The sequence below is a fragment of the Klebsiella sp. 141240 genome (genome assembly GCF_050600805.1).
Classification (GTDB): domain Bacteria; phylum Pseudomonadota; class Gammaproteobacteria; order Enterobacterales; family Enterobacteriaceae; genus Klebsiella; species Klebsiella aerogenes.
Map to the genome: position 1 here is coordinate 53,446 of NZ_JAQIRK010000021.1, position 19,678 is coordinate 73,123.

Below are 19,678 nucleotides of genomic sequence, written 5' to 3' on the forward strand. Positions count from 1 at the left end.
GAATTACCGTAAGTAAATGATACCGAATCGAGAATTCTGGCTAATAGGTCAGAAGAAAAAATATTGCATATTTTTGAAGTGTAGGATAATGATTAGAATAAAATGGCCTGAATAAATCGTTAGCTTTAACTCTGCTTATTTCAGAAAAACTCTGAATTAGTAGTGATGGAAAACGACGCGGTGAAAAGTAACTTTTACACCGCAATTCAGAAAAAAGTTTCAGTTAGTCACATTACGAATAACCCGGCTTACTTTCGCATGTGCGTTCCCCTGCATGTTAAAGTAAAGCCCTCCGGGCAGACTCGTCGCCCACTTAACGCCTCGCTCAGCCATACGCTTCGGTGTTTCCAGCCAACCACGAGGAATATTGCCCGGAACGTTACCGATAACCCGTCAAATGCATGCTGCTACCCGGATGCCGCCGGGAATATCGCATTTGGATTCAACAATATGCATGACCTCAGATAAAGCACCATGCCGCTGGACATGATCGCCAATGTGCAACTCGATAGGAGAAGCCATTTCTGAATCTGACTTCATATCTGTCCACCTTTAATTTAGAAACCGTCTAAATTACCAAATTAGTTAATCCAACAACATCTGTATCACAACCATCAATTTGTTTTTGTTGGGTCTATATCGTAGAAACAAGTGAATAATGAATACACTCGTTAATACAGACAACCGGAAATGAATGACTACCTGATTATCTCAGCGGTATATGCTAAGCCGTTAATATTGCCATTCTCTGGTGGAACCACTGCTAAATGAATAAACCGTTTGTCGCTTCAAACCACTTTATCAAAACCGTTAACTTGCATTAAGTCCGATACAGTTCGGCGAGCTCATCCAGCATGGGGTTACTCTTATATCCCGGTGCGGCCGTAAAAAGGTTTCGGGAAATCGCCAGCCACTCCATGATTTTGTCCGTCGCCAGCCAACGTCTGCCAAGTCGCTCGGCTGCGATGGGGACTTTATGCAAGCCAGCGAAGGGATCTACAACAAGATCTCCCGGCTCTGTCAAAAACTCAATCAGAAACGCTGCAAGCCTGGTAGGAGACGTTGCACCGTGCAGCGGAAAACCGAGCTCGCGGGCAATGGAATGGCAAAATCTCGTATCAGCGCAGCTATTGCCGTAAAACAAAGTATTCTTGGGGATCGTTCCTTCTGTTTTATTTCCAAAGGAACCGCTTTTAAGCTGGTACGCCCCATCACCATAAAAGGTCGTGCGATTTTCACCGCCTGCTGCCTGCAATTTTAGATGCTGGTCTGAATGCGGTTGTAGTACACGTAAGTTGTTTGAACGAACCTTACTCGCATCATTGGTAAACCACAGCACAGGCTCATACGATGAGCAGAGCTGCACCCGTTGCTTACATGCCCAGTGCGTTGGCGATGGGGGCTTACTGCGATTCACCCACTGAAGCCTGTCCATGAGCTCAAGCCCCAGCTTGTCACATAATGCCAGTGTCAGACGCTCCAGATACAGAGAACGTGAAGGCCTACCCCTATTAAAGCTATCTTGAGTGATATTCAATGCCACACTTGCGCCCGGTACAAGCTGTTTCACGATCGGTTCGAGGATACGCAGAAGCCAGTCAATATAAGCCTGCTCGCCACGCCCCCCTCCGTGCCCGTAGTCTCTTGAATTTCGAAGGAGGTAAGGTGGCGAGGTCAGGCAAAGATGAATTTGCTCGGTGATATTGCTGAAGAAGGCATAGGCGTTTCCAAAAACCGATGCCCCAAGAGAAGTTGAGAAACCGACAACACAGAGCTTTTCCCATGACTCATGCAGGTTTGTTTTCGTCTTAGAGGCGTATCTCCAGACGCCCCGTTTTTCTGGAACGCGTTCGATGACCCCGGCCTGACGGAGAGTCTGCTGAAACCAGCGAACCTTATGTTTGACGCCGCTGGTTCTGGTTTTATCTGACCCAAATTCTTTCAGTTCGTGCAATTCGGCATCCGACATGCCAGTTTTACGCTGCACTTCGCGATAAAGCTCGTCGTTGGTCAACGGCGATTCGGAGGCAGCGTAGATATGCGCAATTAAGTCCGTATTAATCGTACTCATCAGCCATCCTAATGGGGATACAGTTATTATATCGGCCTGATGGTTGGAAGTGAGATTACTAAATCAGACCGATCTGGTTTGTTGAAGACTTTGCCAAATCATGCAGCACAGCTGGGCTTGCACAGAGCGAGCCGGGCTCCTTTAGCGGAGACACCTTCGCAAGTTGGATTAATCAGCCTCAAGATTCTGGAACTCAATGAGCTTTTGCTCACACTCCTCCCTGCCCCACGATCCCTGCCAGTCACAGATGTCCCGGTACTTACTTTCCAGCTTATCCATCTGTGCGAGATTAGCTGTTGCGAAGTCTGTCCATATGTCATGCCAGCAAGCGTTGTACGTAACGCCAGCTGGTGGACAATACTCCATTGCATCAGCATTAATAATTTCAACGCGAAGATCGGTTGCAAACGAGGCTGCAACGAGGTTAATAACATCCTGTTCTTTTTCGATTACCGTGACATGGGTTACATCGTCTTTCTGAAGAATGGCGTGGAGCACCATACCAAGACCAAGACCATTAATGAGCACCCGCCCGGTGGCTCGCTCTATAAAATCCTGGCAGGTTCGGATCTCCATCGGGGTATTGGACATCACCACATCCCAGCCGTTGGACAAGCGGCGATATCTACCGGGCGGGATAAACTCATCTGTATTACCAGTACACTCGGCACGAAGGGCGAGGGTCAGCGCCTTATCTGTGGTAATTTCGAAAGTGTCCAGTTTCCAAGTTCCGGACTTGCCGTCTTTAACGGGTAAATCAGAAAAGCAGCTCTTCATCGAGGCAACCAAAATTCCAGTAGTTTTGTTACGCTGAACCTACCACAAACCCGCTCTTAATGAAGGCATCAGGAGCGATAGCGATCTTTGAGGCATCGTTTAAAACAGCGGCATCCTGTAACAGACACCCGATATTTTTTTTAATGCCGCAGGTGTTAAAGGTAGCGTTGCAAAGTTGCAACATCTTCAGGGGCAACCTCCACGCAGCTCCTGACACTGTAGTGATTTTCGCCGTTGTAGTCATAAACCCCACCGTCTTCAAAACTCAGCTGTTCAACCTCGCCAGCACACTCGGAAATCAGTGCCGTCTGGCAAGCATTTTTCTCACAATCGCTGACGAGTATACGAACATAGCTTTTCTCATGGTCGCCGTTACGGTTCTGGATCTTTACGATAAAGTGTTTTTCAGACATTTGTGCCTCCAGCTCAGGTTGAGGTTAATTTAGCGTTGCCCCGGTTCACCGGGGCAAGAATAAATCAACCCTTAATGAAATTGTGCCCCCAGGTGTTAGGCTTAAATGCCTGCTCTTTGATATATGTTTTCATTACCTTGCAGGTTTTTTTCAGGGCTTTGGTATTGGCATCGGTTACTGGGATAAAATGGCGAGAATGACGGTTTTCCCGGTACTGCTTATCAGCGTTTGGGTCAATTGCTTCGCTTTGCAGGAGCCCTTCGTGCCTGCCAATTACTATTACGTAGTTCATTTCACCTGAAACACGATCCGTGAGTAATTGAAGGGAAATATCAGCTGCTCGCGTGGCCTGGCTTGCAGATATTTTTGCATGCAAGAAAGCCCCCTTTCTGAATTTGGCCGGAGTTAGCCCTGTAATATCCTCAACACTAAAATTAAGTGAGGAAAGAATTGAAAATAAGTCGCAGCTAATGACTTCAGTATTATTAGGCATTTTACCCGTCCCCGTCCATATTCATGATACGGTAATGATACCAGGTCGATATCATTACCTAATAACTTGGTGAAAGAAAATCTGTAATTTTTAGTTAACTAAAATTAATAGTCTCAATACTGCTCAAGAATTCTTTTTTTACGTCCGGTGTAAAAGGTATACGTTCAATGTATTTATAAAGTGTCGCAAATGTTTTGGGTTCAATGTTTCGGGAGATAATGTCATCAATCGGATCTTCGAACATATTGATAAAGATATCGACATGCTGCTCTCCGCTTTCTGATGCCTTTGAAAGAAGACTGACCACTTCAATGTAGCGATTATCCTGCTCTGCAATGAACAACCAGTGCCCTTCGTTAAAGGCGGGTGCAGCGCTGTAGCGTTTAACAACAATTTCTGAAAGATTATATCCTGCCTGATTCAGCAGATTATTAAAGTTGAGTTGAGTTGAAATCACGTCTAACGTTTTCATAAAACCTCCTTTTCATCTGTACTTATTATACTGTTACCCAACCCCCAGCTAATAACCTCCCAGCAAATTTTCAGAAAAAAAACACCGCCTTTTATTTAAGATTGAACACATCCTTTTTAAATACCAACAATGATTATGAAACCACAATGTAAGTGAAGCGCCATTATGGAAAAGTAACTTTTGTGCAGCTCATAAATTTTATTTATTAGTTACGTTCCTTTGTCTTGTGGTCGAAGTTCATCAGGCGAGGCCTAAGAAGAATATGTGTGGTTTCAGCCAATGCGGTGATCGGGCATTATAATTTGGTCGGGCTATTATACGTGGGTAAAGGTAGTGGTAGGGAGAGGATCAGGTTAAATTGCATTTTCCCGGTTGCCTTCCCTGGCCTACCGGTTTCAGGTCAGACGCTAAGACCAGCGGTAATACTTAAAGTAGTCCTCATTTACAGCCAAAAACTCCCTTAAACCGTTCATTAATCCCTTTTCAAACGCTGTAACGATAAACCGGTATCCGTCCAGTGTTTCAATGTAGTAGATCCCGCCCGGTGTTATTCCAACATGCAACACCTCGGCTGTCATCATAAACTGGCCTTCCGGAAAATCATGCGACAGGTATATAAAACCCGTCGTGGCCGGTGCGGGTGTGGCATTCACTAAGACACCGTTAAACTGCTGCCCGTGCCTCGCCGGTACAAGCTCACTTCCCCTGGTTGACTTATCGAGCAGCCCCTTAACATCTTTTTGCTCTTTAGATGAGGTATAGCCCCGCACATCACTCCCATCACCTGGGCGAGAGCCGGTGCCGACATGTGCAAGACGACGGTAAGCGCTGCGCATATTGATGTGGCAGGATGCCCCGGCTCTACCCTGAAGCCTTACGCCAAAATCTTCGCAAAGTAATAAAATCTGACGTAGCTGGTGTTCATACACGGACGCAGAAAGTGAAAGGTTGAAACTGGAAAAGGTCAGTTCTAAAACCTTTTCCCGTTTGTCATTGAAATGTGCTTCCAGCCTGATGATTGGCTTTTCCGACATTGCAAAAGCTTTGTCCGTTGCTCTGTACCGGCATTCATCTCCGAAACATTCTTCAACAACGCTGGCTATAACCGTGTCGTGATCGCCATCTTCCGGAGCTGGCACAAAGATTTCAAATTGTGCCGGTGTCTCCGGCTCCAGCAGAACGGGATATAAACGCGGAGAATTAAGCAATGCGCATTCAGAATTAATGAGCTTAACCCAGGCGCTTTTGTCGTCCGGATCCTTAAGCTGCTGTCCAAGGTTATCGCAAAAGTCTACTATCTGACGGGTATGCTCATCCGTGACTGCACAGATCAGGTTAAGACCATGCGTGGCCATACTCAATTCCCGGGTTCGGGACTGGGAATTGATCGACCAGGGGTTAAGTGAAAGCGAAATAGGGCTTATGGAAGGGACGACCGTCTCATTCTGCAAATCTGTAAGCTGGCAGTTCGCAGTAGGCTTCGGGGAAAGGGTACTAAATATGTAACTTGCCTGTTGTTTAGTACTGGCCTGGATATAAAACATCGCGTCCATGCTTGTATCCCGGGATGAAATTGAAAATAGCTTCATTTTTAACCTTAATGGATGAGCGATTTATAGTCATGTGCTGACAAATGGACATTATGTGCGCCATCATTCCATTCAAAGAATAATCGATACTTAGAGTTTACTCGAATGGAGGAATAACGGTTTGACGTCATTCTTAAGCGTTCATAACGCAAGCTGTTGGATAATAACTCCCGCTCACTCTGGACATTATCCAGCGTTTCGAGTCGACACAGAATCGCGTTAATAATTTCAGAAGGAATACCTGCCGTTGTTTTTCCATTACGGAAGAACTTTTCAAGCCGTCTGTCTTTAAATGAATGGATCATAGTTCCTCCGTAATAATTGACCTTAAAATTAAATTAAAAGGGCTTTGAATTAATGAATCCCTAAAATGCGGGCGGCGACTGCCAGCTGCTTATCACTTAACTGACGCTGGTGGGTTAAAGAAGACTTAAGGCTTTCCAGAAAATTATTACTGCTGGATTGCTGGGTGATTGCATCAACCATTTTTTGATGAGATCTGCACCATGCATTGAACGCAGAGTTGTGGGCGTTTTCAGTCCTCAAACGCTCGTTTTGCAAGGATGCTGACACTTTGCGGGCAGCTTGAGCATTAATGCGGTACAGCGCATTCAGCGTGTAAGCAGTGCGGGTCGTTTCGAGGCTGTAACCCGTGGCTTTACAAGCCATACAGCGACTTCTATAAAAATGCTTACGCTCTCCCCGACCATTGCATTTATCGCAAAGAATACGAAAAGTATATTCCGCAGTACCTTTTACAGAATCAACACAGCGGATTTTTGCGCTGGAGATTTCAATTCCACTGCGATCATAATATTTGGTCATAATGTGATTCCTCCGGTTAGTTCTGGAGTAATCATGACAGAATGAATCTACTGGCTAATAACCTGAGAGTAAATATTTTAAAAAAACATTGAGAGAGGGTCTGCAAATTTATACACGAAGGATTCAAATATAATTTTGTTTAAAAAATTAAGAGCATTCTGAAGTAAAAGTGCATCAAAAAGCATTCATGGATAAATCATGTACTGGTGCCAGCCATTTAAACGCGGGCATTGTTCCGGAGTGATTAAACGGTTTAGCATCATAGATTAAAACCAAAAGGAAGGCGTCCTTCCCGTCTCGGGAATATTACTTTCCCGTTTGCAATTTAAGAGCCACTTAATGAGAAAGTAATAATTAAGTCATGCTCAACTCTACATATTACATTGAGGATGGCGTAACAGGGTACGGCATACTACCGCACCCTTCTGAAGAGCTTATGTTTGAGGGAATTCTATAGCAAATGTGGCCGTGCCAGATTGACCACTTACAGCGGGAGTAACGGGATACGTGCGCTCTTCACCATTACCAAGATCCAGTGACAGCGATTTAGTTTCACCAGGCTGGACCGTAACTCCGGCAACCGTAACGCCGAACTGGGCATTTTTCTGAACAGTCAGGGTTCCGTTTAACTGTCCGGTAATGATAGAACCGTCCTGACGCCGCAACACACTGGTTCGGATGATGGCCAGCGGCGTGTTGTCCGTTGCTTTCAGTGCTACGGCTGTGGCCAGCGTCTTGAGATTATCCAGCATAATCAGATTCGCAGGCTGGTAGGTAAAATTAAGCGTTTTAGTGGTCCGGTTACCTGATTCGTCAATAGCCAGTGCCTCCAGATGATACATCTGTCCCGATTCGTCAGTGTTGGGGAAGATTCTGGGGTATTCCGGAATAAAGACATCCTTGGATAACGGCGTGAATGCCAGGGTGACCTTTTCAGAGTTAGGTCCACCAGCGAGCTGAAGCGATGTCAGGGAAGCATCCCCAGAGGCATCAGTAACGCTTATGCGAAGGTTCTCAAGCCCTTTAACCAGTTTTCCTTCTGCGTCTGCGCCATTAAAACTGAACGCGATAACCGGAAGCGTTGAGTCAATTTTCAGCGGTGCATTAAGCGTTTTGGTTCCGGTGTTTCCAACAAGATCCGTGGCAGAGACGCTAACCACCGTATAATCCCCGTCCGGTAGACCAGCGTATGAGAAGGTGGCGTTTTTGGTTTTATAATCGCTTTCACTGACGGTCACAGGCTTCAGCGTGAAAGGTTCCCCCCGGGCATTTTTAAGGGTGGCTTCGAAAACTTTGGTATCCCAGTAGCTGATGTTCCAGGCGTTGACGCGATCATTATCGGTGGCCGTCATAGTGATTGTCTTGGAGGCCTTGTTTACCTGAGCGACATTAACCACCGGTGGGTTGTTATCCCAGATAACCGTAAAATTACCAGCAAGCGCATCGAATATGCTGTCACCATCTTTTCCCGAGTAAAGGTGCAGATACTCAAATCCTTTGTCACTGGTGTAGTTGAAGTTAACCGTCATCTCGCATGAACTTTGTCCGATAGGTATAGTGCAGAACCAGGCTGCATTTTTTACCGTTCTGAACTTTTGCACGTATGGTCGGGGTTCAGCGGTTACCTTTATGCGGCTAATGGTGGCGGTTTTAACGCTGATTGAGGCCTGAGTTAACCACTCACTGGTATCACTCCGGTACATCTCTTTAGCCACTATCTTCGGGGCTATTTCCATCGCCGGGGCTGGAGTGAAGTTGAGGGAGTTATGATGAATTCGTCTTACTCCTCCTGCCAGAGTCTGGAATTCATGATAAGTATCCCCCACATTGGGATATATGTATTTGAAAGTATAAATATTATAAGTGCTATCGGACGTCTGGAAATTCGAGTCCGCCCAGCCATATTTGGAACCGTTAACAGCAGTAAAGTCACTTTTTTTCCTTAATACCCGTACGGAAATAGGGTTCTGGAAGACGGTCATGCCAGACTGATAAGTGACCCATGATCCGGTAGTGGCGTCCTGCACCTGGATGATATCGTCAGGCTTAACCCGATCAATTACGCTTCGGCGGCTTAGTTCGATCCTGTTTCCCGCTTTGTCATAAAGGTAGATCCCCACTTTATATTCAGAGCGGTTTTCCGGTGCCAGGGCATTGCTGCTTGCGTCGGCGACTTGAACGGTTACGCTACCTTCCACTGTATTAATTTCCGCTGGCTTTTTACGCTCCACTCCAGCGGCATCGGTTATGAAATATTCAGCATTAGCAAGCCCGGAACCTTTATCACTCAGTCCATTAAAGACCAGTGCCTGGACGCTGGCGTACTGCATACCGGCTGGTACTGAAGTGAAGATCGCTTCGCTGCCAAAGTTCCACCCGTTTCTCGTATAACTTATGGTACCCGTTGCCGGAGGCGTTCGGTCAATTGCAAGCGGGTAATCCTGCCGGGAGACCTCCTTCCCTTGCAAGTCGGTAATCACCTCTCTGAGGGTGAAGCTATCTTCTCCCATCGCTGGTACGGTCAGAGTCTTGCCGTAATAATCAAAGCCTGTCGAAGATGTGGTACGGTCATCTACGGTAACCAGGCTGCTTTTCGTGCTCCAGATGAGGCTCCCGTCACTTTTCAGCAGACTGAGCGTAATATAACGGTCCAGACCGGAAATAACGGCAACGTCAAAGCTCGTTACCGGATTAATCCATACGGATGCAGGCGATACGGTCTTTTTAACGTTCAGGGTATCTTTAAAGCTGAATTCTGCGATTTCAGCGGAAGCTCCTGCGCTGAAACCTGCAAATGCAATAAGCAGGGCTAGTTTGATTTTCATGGGTTGTCTCCTGATCAGGTTCCCCATGATACTTTTTCAGTGTTCGAGATCTTTTCGGGAAAATAGCTAATTTTAATGTTTTTCTTTTCTGCCCGGCGGGACTTGTTTTGTTTACGTAAATGCAAAAATACAAGAAAAGTTACTTTTTGATAGGGTTAAAATTAGGTTTTCCCAATTTCCAGAAGCAAGCGAAAGCAGAACTAGCTTAATAGCCATTAAAAACGCCATGCCTATTGATAAATAAAGCTCATTACATTTAATGATTAGAGCATTTAAAACTGAATTAGCGAAAGAATTTCGGTTAGCTTTTTATTGCATGAGTGAAACAGTATTAATAATCCGGAGCCATCAGAACGTACTCTAAAGACTCCGGTATACAGATATCTTGCCAGTAAAAATGGCCTTACTCCTCATCATCCCCCAGCGCTTTTTTGATGGCGCGGCGGCGGGCTGCATCACCTACACGATATCCGACTGAATATACGTCATTCAACCGGCGCAGAATAAGATTTATTTCCTCATCCTGAATGTAGGCAGGTAAACACAGAACTACGTCGCCATCTTCATCATAGACTCGAACAACTTCCTTCTGCCCATCTCGCTCGCGAATAATCTGGACATGCTGAACCCTGGTGTAATCTGGGATTACGCTCATTTTAAATATCTCTCTTTAATTGTTGTTACCAGTTAGCTATAAGCCGGTTTATTCAGGTACTCAGTGTTCTGCACAGCAATCGCCTGTTCGTGGATCATTAACACTGCTGGGCGGGCTTTAAGGCGCTTGCTGGTGAGAAAACGCTTCACTTCTTTAAGTTCGCTGCCAGCCGACAGCATATTGAAGACATGCTGTTTGAGACTGTTGTTATTTTTGGCCACTTGTTTCTCCATCATCTTTGTACATGGTTGTGTCGGGCTGGCCTGCCAGATCACACACGTTATCCATATGCTTTTGGACCCAGTCTGTTAGACCCAGGCCTTCGGCCTTTGCCTGATTGACGTAACGCAGTTTCCGATCAGGGGTAACCCGCATCTGTAGTTGTGCCGTCGCTGGAACCGCCTCTTTCAGGGCGTTAAGGCCCCTCTGATCACGGGCCTGATTTGATGGTTTACCGTTTGGCATCTGAGGTATCGCTCTCCCGGCGAGCGGTGGACGACTCTAATTCTTTTGCGATTGCTTTATCTACGGCATCCAGCTGCATAGCAAACTTGATTTCAAGCGAACAGCGTAATGCCTTCAGGGCGCGTTCTTTGGTGCTGTATTGTGGTATGCCGTTCTGGCTACCATTCATGCCTCGCATGCGGCGGGAGGTTGCATCGACAACCTCTCCCTCTTCCCGTGTGCCGTGAACCGTAGTTCCGCTCCATGTCGGATAAACAGTGCCAGTGGCGGTGTTGAAGCTCCAGCCGTTTTGGTATTCCCCCGAGACCTCTGGTACGGGCATATCGCGTTCAACGCTATAGTCAGACCAGCGTAAAGCGCGGTTTATTCTGGCCTGTGCCACCAGCTCATCATAGGCGGCTTGTTCTTTTTTATTCATCGCCATTTAGGGCAATCTCCTTAAAGGGGAATTAGGTGTTATATCGGTACGTAAGTGCTTTTCAGGCCTAATCTCTGACAAGGCCTGATGTGCCAGACTGCCGTTGCATTCACCGTTTTATGGCGGTTGACTGAGCCTCATTAAGAGCCGCAATTAGTTCAGGCGAAGTCGGCTCCAGATTTTTGGAAGCGTTCAGCAGCTCCTTAAGTGAAGAGATTTCCTTTGGCTCTACCTGGTTTGCTTCAGGAGCCGTTTTTTGAACTTCATCCAGAGTACGCTGTGCACCGTTATCCAGCACCAGCACACCCCCAGCACGAATTTCTGAAATGGTGCGCACCGTATACATCATTTTATCCCAGACACGGCTACCAACCTCGATCCCGGAATCAGCTACTTTTTTTTCATTATGCTTTTGAAAAATTTCTTCTAACCATGTGGTGAAGCGCTTTCCAAAAGTATTGGCGGCTAAAGAAGTGCAGGAATAAACCTGTTCGACCTGTTTTGTTCCATTTTTATCAGTGAATGTAATGAGACCGATTCGTCCACTGTTAACAGTGTAAAAGCGAGGTTGAAAGCCAGCTTTGAGAAGGTTTTCAATAGCTGAAAAAAAATCTTTTTTGAGCATCGGTTTCAAGATGGTTTTCCTTTTATGCCCGGTGCCGCCGGGACGGTGGCATTAAATATACGCCATGTAAGTAAATTAATTTTTACCCATTTGATTGTCAATACAAACAAAAAATAAACCATGTTTATTATTTTACCAGCGATGCTATTTTAAAGTCCGTCTAAAATAAAAAACCAAAAAGTTAAATTTGAAGCCATCCTTCCTAAATTCATTTCTTGCGCATATTAGCCCCTGCTTTAAGTATATAATTTTTGAAAAAGTTGTCTGGAGGTTATTAGCTCGTGCATCTGGATTGTTAATATAAAGCCAACACAGAAAAGGAAAACAAAATGTATAAATTAGTATCTCCTCGTGAACTGACTGAGATTATTACCGGTTTACTGCTTAAACCTGAACTCCTTGGTGAGCTGGACTCACCAGAAAAGCATCGGATGTTTATGGCAGATTTAGGCCGGGTGGTGGCAGAACATTGTGGAGGTCTGGTAAACAGCGTCGTCTTGCCAGGAGCTGAAGTTACAGTGCCGGATGGGTTACCGCTTAACGGCCAGCCAGTACGTTATCTCGGAATCAAAGAGAGCATCCCTCACCTCCTTGTAGAGCCTGATGCTTCCTTACCTTCGCTCGCTAAAAACGTCTGGATGTATGCAGATCCTGAAGGCTGGAAAGAACATTTTGGAGCTGAGGAAGACTGCCTTACTCATGAAATGATGCAGCTGTTCCGTAAAGGTATCCAGGCTCTTCAGAAGGAGCATGATACCCCTGAAATTAGCCTCACACTTCAGGACTGGCGCCTGGAGGAGGAAACACTGAGAGAAGAGGACAGTCAGGCCTATCAGGTCAGCGTTACCGGCCAACATAACATCCACTGTGAAGTTGTTAACAAGGAAGGTAACCCCTGTTTTGGTGTCATGTTCGAAATCGATCAGGGTGTGCCTGCCTTACACATCAACACCGGCGGGGATATGTTGCTCCACATTCATTGCGCCCATAACGGACTCGTTCTGACCCCTGATGCAAGCGGTCAGCGATTTGAGAAGGCTCCCGTTGACCGCTTCGCTTATAACAGCCCATCCCTGCTGTTGTCTGCCGACTAACCAAGGCCAAATCTGAATTGTCCTGTTTAAGTAACCAACCCGCTGCCGCCAGGCGGGTAAATCCTCTTAATGGAGTTTTAATGCAAATCTCAACTGAAGTTCTGAACGTCTTATCTCGCTGCCGTGCTGAAGGGAACTTTCTTTTCCTGGCCGACCAGCTCGACCGCAGCATTTATGTTAAGACAAACAAAGTGCTGGAAGCTGCCGGTGGCAAATGGAACCGAAAAGAGCAGGCACATATTTTTACGGCGGATGCAGCTGAGCGTATCGAGCAAATCATTCTGACAGGTTCGGTCGACATCCCACGTGATTTGTTCAATTTCTTCCCTACCCCTGAGAATTTAGTCACAGATATGGTTCTACGCGCTGAACCAGCTGCCGGGGAACGTGTTCTGGAGCCTGAGTTTGGTGATGGCCGCATTCTGAAAGCCTTAAAACTGGCGGCTCCGGATGCATTGATTACCGGGATCGAATTGAACGATGAGCGATTCCTTGCAGTGAAGAACGATAGTGTCCTTAGCACAGGGGCCGAGCTGGTGCATACCGACTTTCTTGGGTACCAGCCCGATGAAACTTTTGATGTTATCGTTATGAATCCACCATTCCTTAAACGCTCTGACGTTAAACATGTCATGCATGCCATCGCAATGCTCGCTAAGCGAGGTCGCTTACAGGCCATTCTGTCAGCTGGGGTATTGTTCCGGGAAGACACACTGACAAAAGCGCTCAGGGAGCGAGTCAAACAACTTGGCGGACAAATTTCGCCTCTTCCGGATGATACATTTAGGGAGTCCGGAACAAAGGTCAAAACAGCCCGCCTTGAAATTGATCTTCGCCGCTAACTGACAAGCAACCGGAAAGAAATCTTAATACGAGTAGCCGGTTAAAGTTACCTGACCGGCTTAACTGACTAAATCAATAAAGAGTGAACAGAAATGACGCATACTGCCGTTTCTCAGGCTAATAGTGCTTTGCAGCTACCCACGCTGGAGCATGTCTACGCACTTCTGAAAGCAAATTGTAAACCTGACCGCTTTGACGGGCGTGACGGCCCCGTGTGGGGCCAGGAATACTCGTGGAATCTGGCAAAAGATCGCTTACAGGATCTGGAGAAATACGGTAAGGCATATGTCTCCCGTCATGAAGACCGTATGGGGGAAGGATTTAGTTTTGGTCCTGACCTGTTAATTATTCGCTAACGCTCTTAAGGCCTGATGATATGGTAAGCACAACTGGAAAAAATATGTTTTCAAAGCCTATGACCACTTTCACACCAGAACGTATTGAACAAATTTTGGAATTTTCCGAGGGTAGTAACCCAAGCGAAGCAATGAGTCTTAGAGCTGACGAAGTTGCTGTACTGGCACGTATTGGAAAGGCAGTTATGTCGATTGCGCCTGTTTATCAGTGCGAGTTTTGCCACCATGACGCAACCGGGCAACTTCAGTGGCACTGGGAAGATGTGAACAAAGCTTTTTATGATAAATACGATCCAGACAGACGCGGAAGACGTCGAATCCTCTATACCGCCCCGCCGATGCCTTTAGTTTCGGCTGACCTGCTTAACATGGCTTCATCTGCTATTGAAGACTTGCTCACTAACAAAGACAGAAGTGGTGCGGGAATGTGGAATGACATTCCAGAACAGCTACGACGCGCAGCAGAACTGGTAATGGATAATAGCCGGGCCGCTGAAATAGAAGCGATGCTGATGCGTCTTTATGTAGAATGTGACACCGGTGAGCGCAGAGGCAACGGCAGTCAATCTGGCGTAGCAATGCCTTCGTGGCAAACCGTTGAAGAGGCACGTGTGTTGCTGGGGGTGAAATGATGCAGTTCTCGCCAGGGCAGTTTGTAATTCACAACAAGAAGCGCCTTGCGGAACGAAGGTAGACGTACTGACTGAGGTTCACTCCCCTCTCGACTGGTGGCGTAATACCGCCAGGTTTTGATTCATATATGCCGTCCGTTAACGCATTTATATCTGTCATACCTAATTTATCCTGATTCTTTTTTACACAAAGTAAAAGCATCACTTAATGCGATATGTGGATGCCGATAGTTTCAGGCTAATGTTATAAGTTTTGCAATCGTTGCCAGTTTGGATACCACAGCAATGTCAGATGTAATTCCAAAAAGAAAGATTTACGTCCTGAACGCACAATAAGGTTTGTCGAAAGGCAAATTATAGATTTGTAATTTCGAGCACCATATGGAGAAGTTTTTTATACTTTTACGAACATAGTGACCTTTAGGAAAAGCTTAAAATAACACCAAACCTAAAGGGGAATAAGAATGAAACATCTCGCTTTTATTACTGCTGTAGCCGGACTCGGTATGTCTGTTCAGGCCCCAGCTCAGATATATGAATCGGCCTTTAAGGACACGAACGGTATTGAGATCCACGCCCCGTCTTCTCGTCTTATGCTTAATCCGGCATCACCGGTAACTTTGACACTTATTTCAGGTCTTGATCGTTTCGTTAATGTCAAAGTCACGAAAGACACTGGAACTGTCATTCTTAATACTACGACTACACGGACGGGTGTATCAGACCGACTAACAGCTGCTGACGGTAGTGAGTTCTACGGCAAAAAAGTAACTTTGCCTGCTTTGGGTGAAGGCAAATTTGTCGTTCAGATAAACGTGTTAGATCTCAATCAGAAGCCTGTAGCGACCTATAACTATAACTGGCTAATTGATGTCACCCCTCCAGCGGCAAATGCTCTTACCGCTAATACTGGTTCTGGCTCTACCGCTGGTGACGTGTGGAAGCTTGGATTAGAGGCAACGGGGCAGTATGACTTCACCTCTTCGGGCGTAAGTGATGCAAATGGTATTGATAAGGGCCTAATATATATTTACAGGCAGGACGGTAGCCTCTACAGCACTACACAGATGCAGTATGACGTATCCGGCCAAAAGATGTACCACACTTACTCTAAGAATTCAGTTAAGGGAACCGGAATACCAGACAGCAACCTGGATGAAGACTTTACTGCAAAAGTTGTTATCTTCGATAACGCAGGTAATAGCCGAACGCTGCCAACTCAAAAATTTCGCTACGACAACACGCTGGGTGAGATGACACTGTGGGCCGTTCATGATCCAAATACGTCTTCCAGCGTCGTACCCGGGGTTTCTAATTATCCGGCTTACAAAGCCGGTATGGTCGTTAACGAAAACCCTATTCGATTAGTCTACCGGATCCCAAAATCTAACTACCGTGCTTATTCAGAAGGTGGGCTTCAGTTCATCAATCAATATTCCGCCCCCAAAGAGATAGCTGTAGACAGCACTTATGCTTATGTTGAAATGACTCTTCCCTATGGCTCAATTAATGGGGATATGGCTCGTATGGCGAACTTTGGCCAGTGGGGAGGGTATTATCCGTCATACAGCCTCGTTCTAAACCCATCTGCAAACCAAACGCCTGCATTTGCGGGTACCTGGGTAGATTTCCTCGATGATAAGGGGAACTGGGTTAAGTGGAAGGATTTTGAGAGTGTGGCTTCATCACGACTGCCAATTAAAATTTCCCGACTTCGTTTTAACGTTGAAGCCCGGCCCTTTGCACAGGAGATCGGCGGTAAGGCGACCTGCACCATTCCGGCAGGAAAAACCTCGTGTGAAGCGCCTGAGACGTTTGATATGGCCTTGGGTACCCAGGGCTACAATAGAATCCTTTACTTCGTTCGCAGCATCAGCAATCCCATTTTGCGGTCTGAGCAATGGATTATGACACGCTGGAACAATAAACAACTGCCGGTAATAAACTCGATATCATATGACGAGACTAACAAGCAGCTGGATGTACTGGCGTCACTTGAAGGCGATGGTAACTGGTTCGACTCGGTCTCATTGAGGGAATTTTATCTTTCCGATAAGAACACCGGTACCCGGATGTCACCAACAGGCGTAATCAAATCTCGTATCTCAGGTAACTACACGATTGCTTATGATTTATCCCGTCAGTCTGAAGGAAAATACAACGTTGAGGTCAACATCAGGGACTTCTTCCAGAACCAGACCAATAAAACTTTCGGAGAAATTGCTCTGGATAACACTCCTCCGACAGTGGCCATAACATTCGACGGAAAGCCGGTAAAAGACGATACGGTAGTGTACGGCCTGGAGAACCTCAGGATCGCTCTGGCAGATAATCTGACAACCCCGAGGATAACCCGTCTTCAGCTCGTAGGTGGCCCCACAGCTGATAACGTTGAGCTTACGTGGTCACCGGCAGGCAAAGATACATACATGCCTGAGTATCCGAGGCTGTTCCCAAATTTCGAACCATCTGAAAATTATTCAATTAGCGTAACAGTTGCCGATAGTCAGTCGAATACCAAAACCTATACTCAGAAGTTCAGTTATCTACCGAATAACCTTGTGCAGTTACATAATCTACGCACATTGTCGGTCAGTTCACCTCTCAAAACGACAGATGGCGTACCACTTGCGTACCTGTCCACTAACGTTCTGCGTAAGACAAATGGAGAAATTGCTAAAGGGGTCCAGAACGCAACGCTGACTGTGCGGAAGGATGCAGCCTTCGGTATTAAATTTAATGGGGCACAGGCGGCTCCAGGCGAGTCAGTTGAGGTGCAAATAGATATGGGCCAGGGGGATAATCTTCTGTTACCCGTTTATCCTTCCGAAAATGGGAAAGTTGGCACCTCAGAATTCATGATTCAGATCGACGAGTTGAAGTAACTACCCGGAGCCGACAGTAAAACTGACGGCTTCAATTTTACTGCCCTCCTCGACTCCGATCAGCCAGTACGTCTTCAGAGATTCGCAAGGAAGAACCGAAAGAAAAGTTACTTTAATCGTACGTTTCCAGCGATGCTTTCAAAAGACAATGCATACTCGTTGATTACGACAATGGGAGTGAGTGTCGAACCCCTTGAGTAAGGATACTTGGTAAATATACAGCCCCGGGGATTCTCTTCCTTCAACCGGGGATGACAACGGGAGTGAGTCCGGCAACTCACACCTGTTGTCACTTCTCTGACATATCGTCATACGAGCTTACTCAAGCGCATCCACAAAGATGGGATCGTTTTGAATCTAAACTGGTACTGGTTAGCCAGTCACTTGCATCTACTCCCCCGTCGATATTTAAGTGACAATTGTAGTGATCTGCAATACTGGTGTCTCAGAAACACTGTGTTGTGGTCAAGTTTTTTTGGACACGCCGATCAGATGGTAGGGTTATGCACAGGCGGGCAACTGGGCGGCAGGGCTGGCCAGCGTTTCGTACTGTGCGGGTGATCGGTAGCCAAGTTTTGAATGCAATCGGGTACTGTTATAAAAGTTAACGATGTAGTCGGTGATGTCTTGTTTGGCTTCTGTATGGTTGGCATACCGAGTCTGCCAGACACGCTCCATTTTCAAATTCAGAAAGAACCGCTCCATCACGGCATTGTCCCAGCAATTACCCTTGCGGCTCATGCTGAGTACCAGACCATGGTTTTCAAGTAATTGCCGGTGTTCAGCACTGGCATATTGACTGCCCCGGTCCGAATGAACCAATAAACCCGGTGCCGGTTGGCGAACCGAAATAGCCATGCTCAACGCATCGCACACCAGCTGTGCAGGCATGGTCGGTGCCATGGACCAACCCACGATGCGACGTGAATACAGATCCAGCACAGCGGCCAGATATAGCCAACCGCTGTCGGTCCGAATGTACGTCACATCGCACACCCAGGCCGTATTGGGTGCTTCAGGCTCAAACTGACGGTTGAGCACGTTCTCTGCCACCGGCAAATGGTGTTTGCTATCGGTGGTATGAGCGAACTTGCGACGCCAACAGGCCTTGAGTCCACAGGCTTTCATCAAGGTACGACAGCGATGACGTCCAACATCATGGCCCTGGGCACGCAGGGCTGCACTCAAACGACGACTGCCATAGGTGCGACCACTGGCAAGAAAAACCGCCTGAGCATGCACGCTGTCCTGGCAAATAGGTTTGGGTGTATTGACTCTGCGACGCGCTGCGTAGTAACCAGAGCGACTGATGTCCAACGCCTGACAGACCTGCTTGATCGGGGCCTGCTTCGCTAACTCAGTGACAACATCGTGGATCACTTTATTTCCCGTGCGAAGAAGGCCGAAGCTTTTTTTAATAATTCATTGTCTGATTTTAGTCGCCTGACTTCGGCTTCCAGTTCTCGAATACGTTGCTGCTCAGCCGTTAACGGTTTACCAATCCCCGGCCTGCCGGCTGACTCGTCATCCAGTTGGTGTACCCAGCGTCGGACCACACTTTCGGTCAGCTTCATTTCGCGGCAGACTTGGCTGACGCTGACGCCTTGCTCGCGCACCATGCGCGCCACCTGTAACTTGAACGCTGGATCAAAGGTTCGGCGATTCTTGGTTGTGTCGGTTGTCTTGTCGGTCATCTCTTCATGTTCCTTGTCGGGGGGAAAACACCCGATCAAAGTGTCCATTTAAATTTGACCACAACACTGACGACGGTAGAGACTCAATACCCTAACCCCTGACAACAGAAGTGAGCTTAGAGGTGTTACGCTGCTGTCACCTAATGCTTGGGAATTGCCTGACTCACAACCATTGTCATCCGGAGCTACTGATTAACGTTGAACCGCTGGACTTTAATGACAGTGGTAGTGATGGATAGGCTCATTTCCATTGTCGTCATTTTATCGGACAAGCCTCTTCGTCCTACAGGTTTAAGCTGACAATGGTAGTGATTGGATGATCTCACTACTGTTGTCACTCAGTTCTTTGAGCGGACCCTTCCCTCGGTTGGTCGGCATTAACAACGGTAGTGACTCGATTGGCTCACTGCCATTGTCATCGTGTAAATGACGTACCTTATCAGCTCAGCTGAAAGCAATGACAACGGTAGTGACTCTAATTGCTCACTGCCATTGTCGTCGTGTCTATTGAGAGCCTTATCAGTGCACCTGAAAAGCAATGACAAC

Annotated in this window: 20 protein-coding genes; 5 read left to right on the forward strand and 15 right to left on the reverse strand. The window is 46.7% G+C overall.

All coding sequences use genetic code 11. From position 1 onward, the window contains the following. Positions 1-393 precede the first annotated feature (393 nt). The 14 genes from PGQ95_RS23425 to PGQ95_RS23490 all read right to left on the reverse strand — a co-directional run bounded on the left by PGQ95_RS23425 (position 394) and on the right by PGQ95_RS23490 (position 11,628). Entirely contained in the window at positions 394-540 is a 147-nt protein-coding gene (locus tag PGQ95_RS23425) for a hypothetical protein (protein WP_001426334.1), read from the reverse strand. A gap of 280 nt (positions 541-820) precedes the next feature. After that, positions 821-2,071, reverse strand: a complete 1,251-nt coding sequence (locus PGQ95_RS23430) for a site-specific DNA-methyltransferase (RefSeq protein ID WP_000104323.1) — start codon at positions 2,069-2,071, stop codon at positions 821-823. A gap of 168 nt (positions 2,072-2,239) precedes the next feature. Next, the gene (locus PGQ95_RS23435) at positions 2,240-2,848 is read right to left on the reverse strand and encodes a hypothetical protein (RefSeq protein WP_000833773.1); all 609 of its coding nucleotides are present in this window, start codon (positions 2,846-2,848) and stop codon (positions 2,240-2,242) included. A 155-nt stretch (positions 2,849-3,003) separates the two neighbouring features. Then, the gene (locus PGQ95_RS23440) at positions 3,004-3,261 is read right to left on the reverse strand and encodes a hypothetical protein (RefSeq protein ID WP_001290637.1); all 258 of its coding nucleotides are present in this window, start codon (positions 3,259-3,261) and stop codon (positions 3,004-3,006) included. Positions 3,262-3,325: 64 nt separating this feature from the next. Next, positions 3,326-3,754 (reverse strand): hypothetical protein, encoded by a 429-nt coding sequence (locus PGQ95_RS23445; protein ID WP_001133498.1) that lies wholly within the window; start codon positions 3,752-3,754, stop codon positions 3,326-3,328. Between the two features lie 94 nt (positions 3,755-3,848). Further along, positions 3,849-4,226, reverse strand: coding sequence for a hypothetical protein (locus PGQ95_RS23450; protein WP_000853477.1), 378 nt, complete (start codon positions 4,224-4,226; stop codon positions 3,849-3,851). 407 nt (positions 4,227-4,633) lie between these two features. Then, a complete protein-coding gene (locus PGQ95_RS23455) occupies positions 4,634-5,581 on the reverse strand; it encodes a flavin reductase (RefSeq protein ID WP_164846946.1) in 948 nt (315 codons plus the stop codon). Between the two features lie 242 nt (positions 5,582-5,823). Continuing rightward, positions 5,824-6,120, reverse strand: a complete 297-nt coding sequence (locus PGQ95_RS23460) for a type II toxin-antitoxin system RelE/ParE family toxin (RefSeq protein ID WP_000581857.1) — start codon at positions 6,118-6,120, stop codon at positions 5,824-5,826. Positions 6,121-6,169: 49 nt separating this feature from the next. Then, positions 6,170-6,640, reverse strand: coding sequence for a hypothetical protein (locus tag PGQ95_RS23465; RefSeq protein ID WP_000170638.1), 471 nt, complete (start codon positions 6,638-6,640; stop codon positions 6,170-6,172). Between the two features lie 434 nt (positions 6,641-7,074). Beyond that, positions 7,075-9,465, reverse strand: coding sequence for an Ig-like domain-containing protein (locus PGQ95_RS23470; RefSeq protein ID WP_000694550.1), 2,391 nt, complete (start codon positions 9,463-9,465; stop codon positions 7,075-7,077). Between the two features lie 403 nt (positions 9,466-9,868). Then, entirely contained in the window at positions 9,869-10,120 is a 252-nt protein-coding gene (locus PGQ95_RS23475) for a hypothetical protein (protein ID WP_000111450.1), read from the reverse strand. Between the two features lie 32 nt (positions 10,121-10,152). Further along, on the reverse strand, positions 10,153-10,356 hold the full coding sequence (locus PGQ95_RS23480) for a hypothetical protein (RefSeq protein ID WP_227642933.1): 204 nt from the start codon (positions 10,354-10,356) through the stop codon (positions 10,153-10,155). A 215-nt stretch (positions 10,357-10,571) separates the two neighbouring features. Further along, positions 10,572-11,009: a hypothetical protein gene (locus PGQ95_RS23485; RefSeq protein WP_001251243.1), complete on the reverse strand. Its 438-nt coding sequence runs from the start codon at positions 11,007-11,009 to the stop codon at positions 10,572-10,574. Between the two features lie 103 nt (positions 11,010-11,112). Further along, positions 11,113-11,628 carry a hypothetical protein gene (locus PGQ95_RS23490; protein ID WP_012006567.1) on the reverse strand — a complete coding sequence of 172 codons (516 nt, stop codon included), beginning with the start codon at positions 11,626-11,628 and terminating at the stop codon, positions 11,113-11,115. A gap of 329 nt (positions 11,629-11,957) precedes the next feature. Between PGQ95_RS23490 and PGQ95_RS23495 the strand changes: the two genes are divergently transcribed. The 5 genes from PGQ95_RS23495 (at position 11,958) to PGQ95_RS23515 (ending at position 17,438) form a co-directional block, all read left to right on the forward strand. After that, complete coding sequence (locus PGQ95_RS23495; protein ID WP_000277497.1) at positions 11,958-12,722, forward strand: hypothetical protein; 765 nt, start codon at positions 11,958-11,960, stop codon at positions 12,720-12,722. Positions 12,723-12,802: 80 nt separating this feature from the next. Beyond that, complete coding sequence (locus tag PGQ95_RS23500; protein WP_001167416.1) at positions 12,803-13,564, forward strand: methyltransferase; 762 nt, start codon at positions 12,803-12,805, stop codon at positions 13,562-13,564. Between the two features lie 93 nt (positions 13,565-13,657). After that, entirely contained in the window at positions 13,658-13,921 is a 264-nt protein-coding gene (locus PGQ95_RS23505) for a hypothetical protein (RefSeq protein WP_000149861.1), read from the forward strand. Positions 13,922-13,941: 20 nt separating this feature from the next. Next, the gene (locus tag PGQ95_RS23510; RefSeq protein ID WP_001572415.1) at positions 13,942-14,553 is read left to right on the forward strand and encodes a hypothetical protein; all 612 of its coding nucleotides are present in this window, start codon (positions 13,942-13,944) and stop codon (positions 14,551-14,553) included. A 464-nt stretch (positions 14,554-15,017) separates the two neighbouring features. Continuing rightward, a complete protein-coding gene (locus tag PGQ95_RS23515) occupies positions 15,018-17,438 on the forward strand; it encodes an Ig-like domain-containing protein (RefSeq protein WP_000681217.1) in 2,421 nt (806 codons plus the stop codon). A gap of 501 nt (positions 17,439-17,939) precedes the next feature. Here the strand turns inward: PGQ95_RS23515 and PGQ95_RS23520 are convergent. Then, a protein-coding gene (locus tag PGQ95_RS23520) for an IS3-like element ISKpn18 family transposase (protein WP_085955245.1) occupies positions 17,940-19,132 on the reverse strand; the annotation gives its coding sequence in 2 pieces (ribosomal slippage) (positions 17,940-18,856 and positions 18,856-19,132; 1,194 coding nt in all). Positions 19,133-19,678: the final 546 nt, after the last annotated feature.

Coding starts and splice junctions, on each gene's coding strand:
- PGQ95_RS23450 (WP_000853477.1), bottom strand. CDS start 4,226: ATGAAAACGTTAGACGTGATTTCAACTCAACTCAACTTTAATAATCTG.
- PGQ95_RS23495 (WP_000277497.1), top strand. CDS start 11,958: ATGTATAAATTAGTATCTCCTCGTGAACTGACTGAGATTATTACCGGT.
- PGQ95_RS23510 (WP_001572415.1), top strand. CDS start 13,942: ATGGTAAGCACAACTGGAAAAAATATGTTTTCAAAGCCTATGACCACT.
- PGQ95_RS23480 (WP_227642933.1), bottom strand. CDS start 10,356: ATGATGGAGAAACAAGTGGCCAAAAATAACAACAGTCTCAAACAGCAT.
- PGQ95_RS23485 (WP_001251243.1), bottom strand. CDS start 11,009: ATGGCGATGAATAAAAAAGAACAAGCCGCCTATGATGAGCTGGTGGCA.
- PGQ95_RS23430 (WP_000104323.1), bottom strand. CDS start 2,071: ATGAGTACGATTAATACGGACTTAATTGCGCATATCTACGCTGCCTCC.
- PGQ95_RS23445 (WP_001133498.1), bottom strand. CDS start 3,754: ATGCCTAATAATACTGAAGTCATTAGCTGCGACTTATTTTCAATTCTT.
- PGQ95_RS23465 (WP_000170638.1), bottom strand. CDS start 6,640: ATGACCAAATATTATGATCGCAGTGGAATTGAAATCTCCAGCGCAAAA.
- PGQ95_RS23470 (WP_000694550.1), bottom strand. CDS start 9,465: ATGAAAATCAAACTAGCCCTGCTTATTGCATTTGCAGGTTTCAGCGCA.
- PGQ95_RS23475 (WP_000111450.1), bottom strand. CDS start 10,120: ATGAGCGTAATCCCAGATTACACCAGGGTTCAGCATGTCCAGATTATT.
- PGQ95_RS23455 (WP_164846946.1), bottom strand. CDS start 5,581: ATGGCCACGCATGGTCTTAACCTGATCTGTGCAGTCACGGATGAGCAT.
- PGQ95_RS23505 (WP_000149861.1), top strand. CDS start 13,658: ATGACGCATACTGCCGTTTCTCAGGCTAATAGTGCTTTGCAGCTACCC.
- PGQ95_RS23440 (WP_001290637.1), bottom strand. CDS start 3,261: ATGTCTGAAAAACACTTTATCGTAAAGATCCAGAACCGTAACGGCGAC.
- PGQ95_RS23500 (WP_001167416.1), top strand. CDS start 12,803: ATGCAAATCTCAACTGAAGTTCTGAACGTCTTATCTCGCTGCCGTGCT.
- PGQ95_RS23425 (WP_001426334.1), bottom strand. CDS start 540: ATGAAGTCAGATTCAGAAATGGCTTCTCCTATCGAGTTGCACATTGGC.
- PGQ95_RS23515 (WP_000681217.1), top strand. CDS start 15,018: ATGAAACATCTCGCTTTTATTACTGCTGTAGCCGGACTCGGTATGTCT.
- PGQ95_RS23490 (WP_012006567.1), bottom strand. CDS start 11,628: ATGCTCAAAAAAGATTTTTTTTCAGCTATTGAAAACCTTCTCAAAGCT.
- PGQ95_RS23435 (WP_000833773.1), bottom strand. CDS start 2,848: ATGAAGAGCTGCTTTTCTGATTTACCCGTTAAAGACGGCAAGTCCGGA.
- PGQ95_RS23460 (WP_000581857.1), bottom strand. CDS start 6,120: ATGATCCATTCATTTAAAGACAGACGGCTTGAAAAGTTCTTCCGTAAT.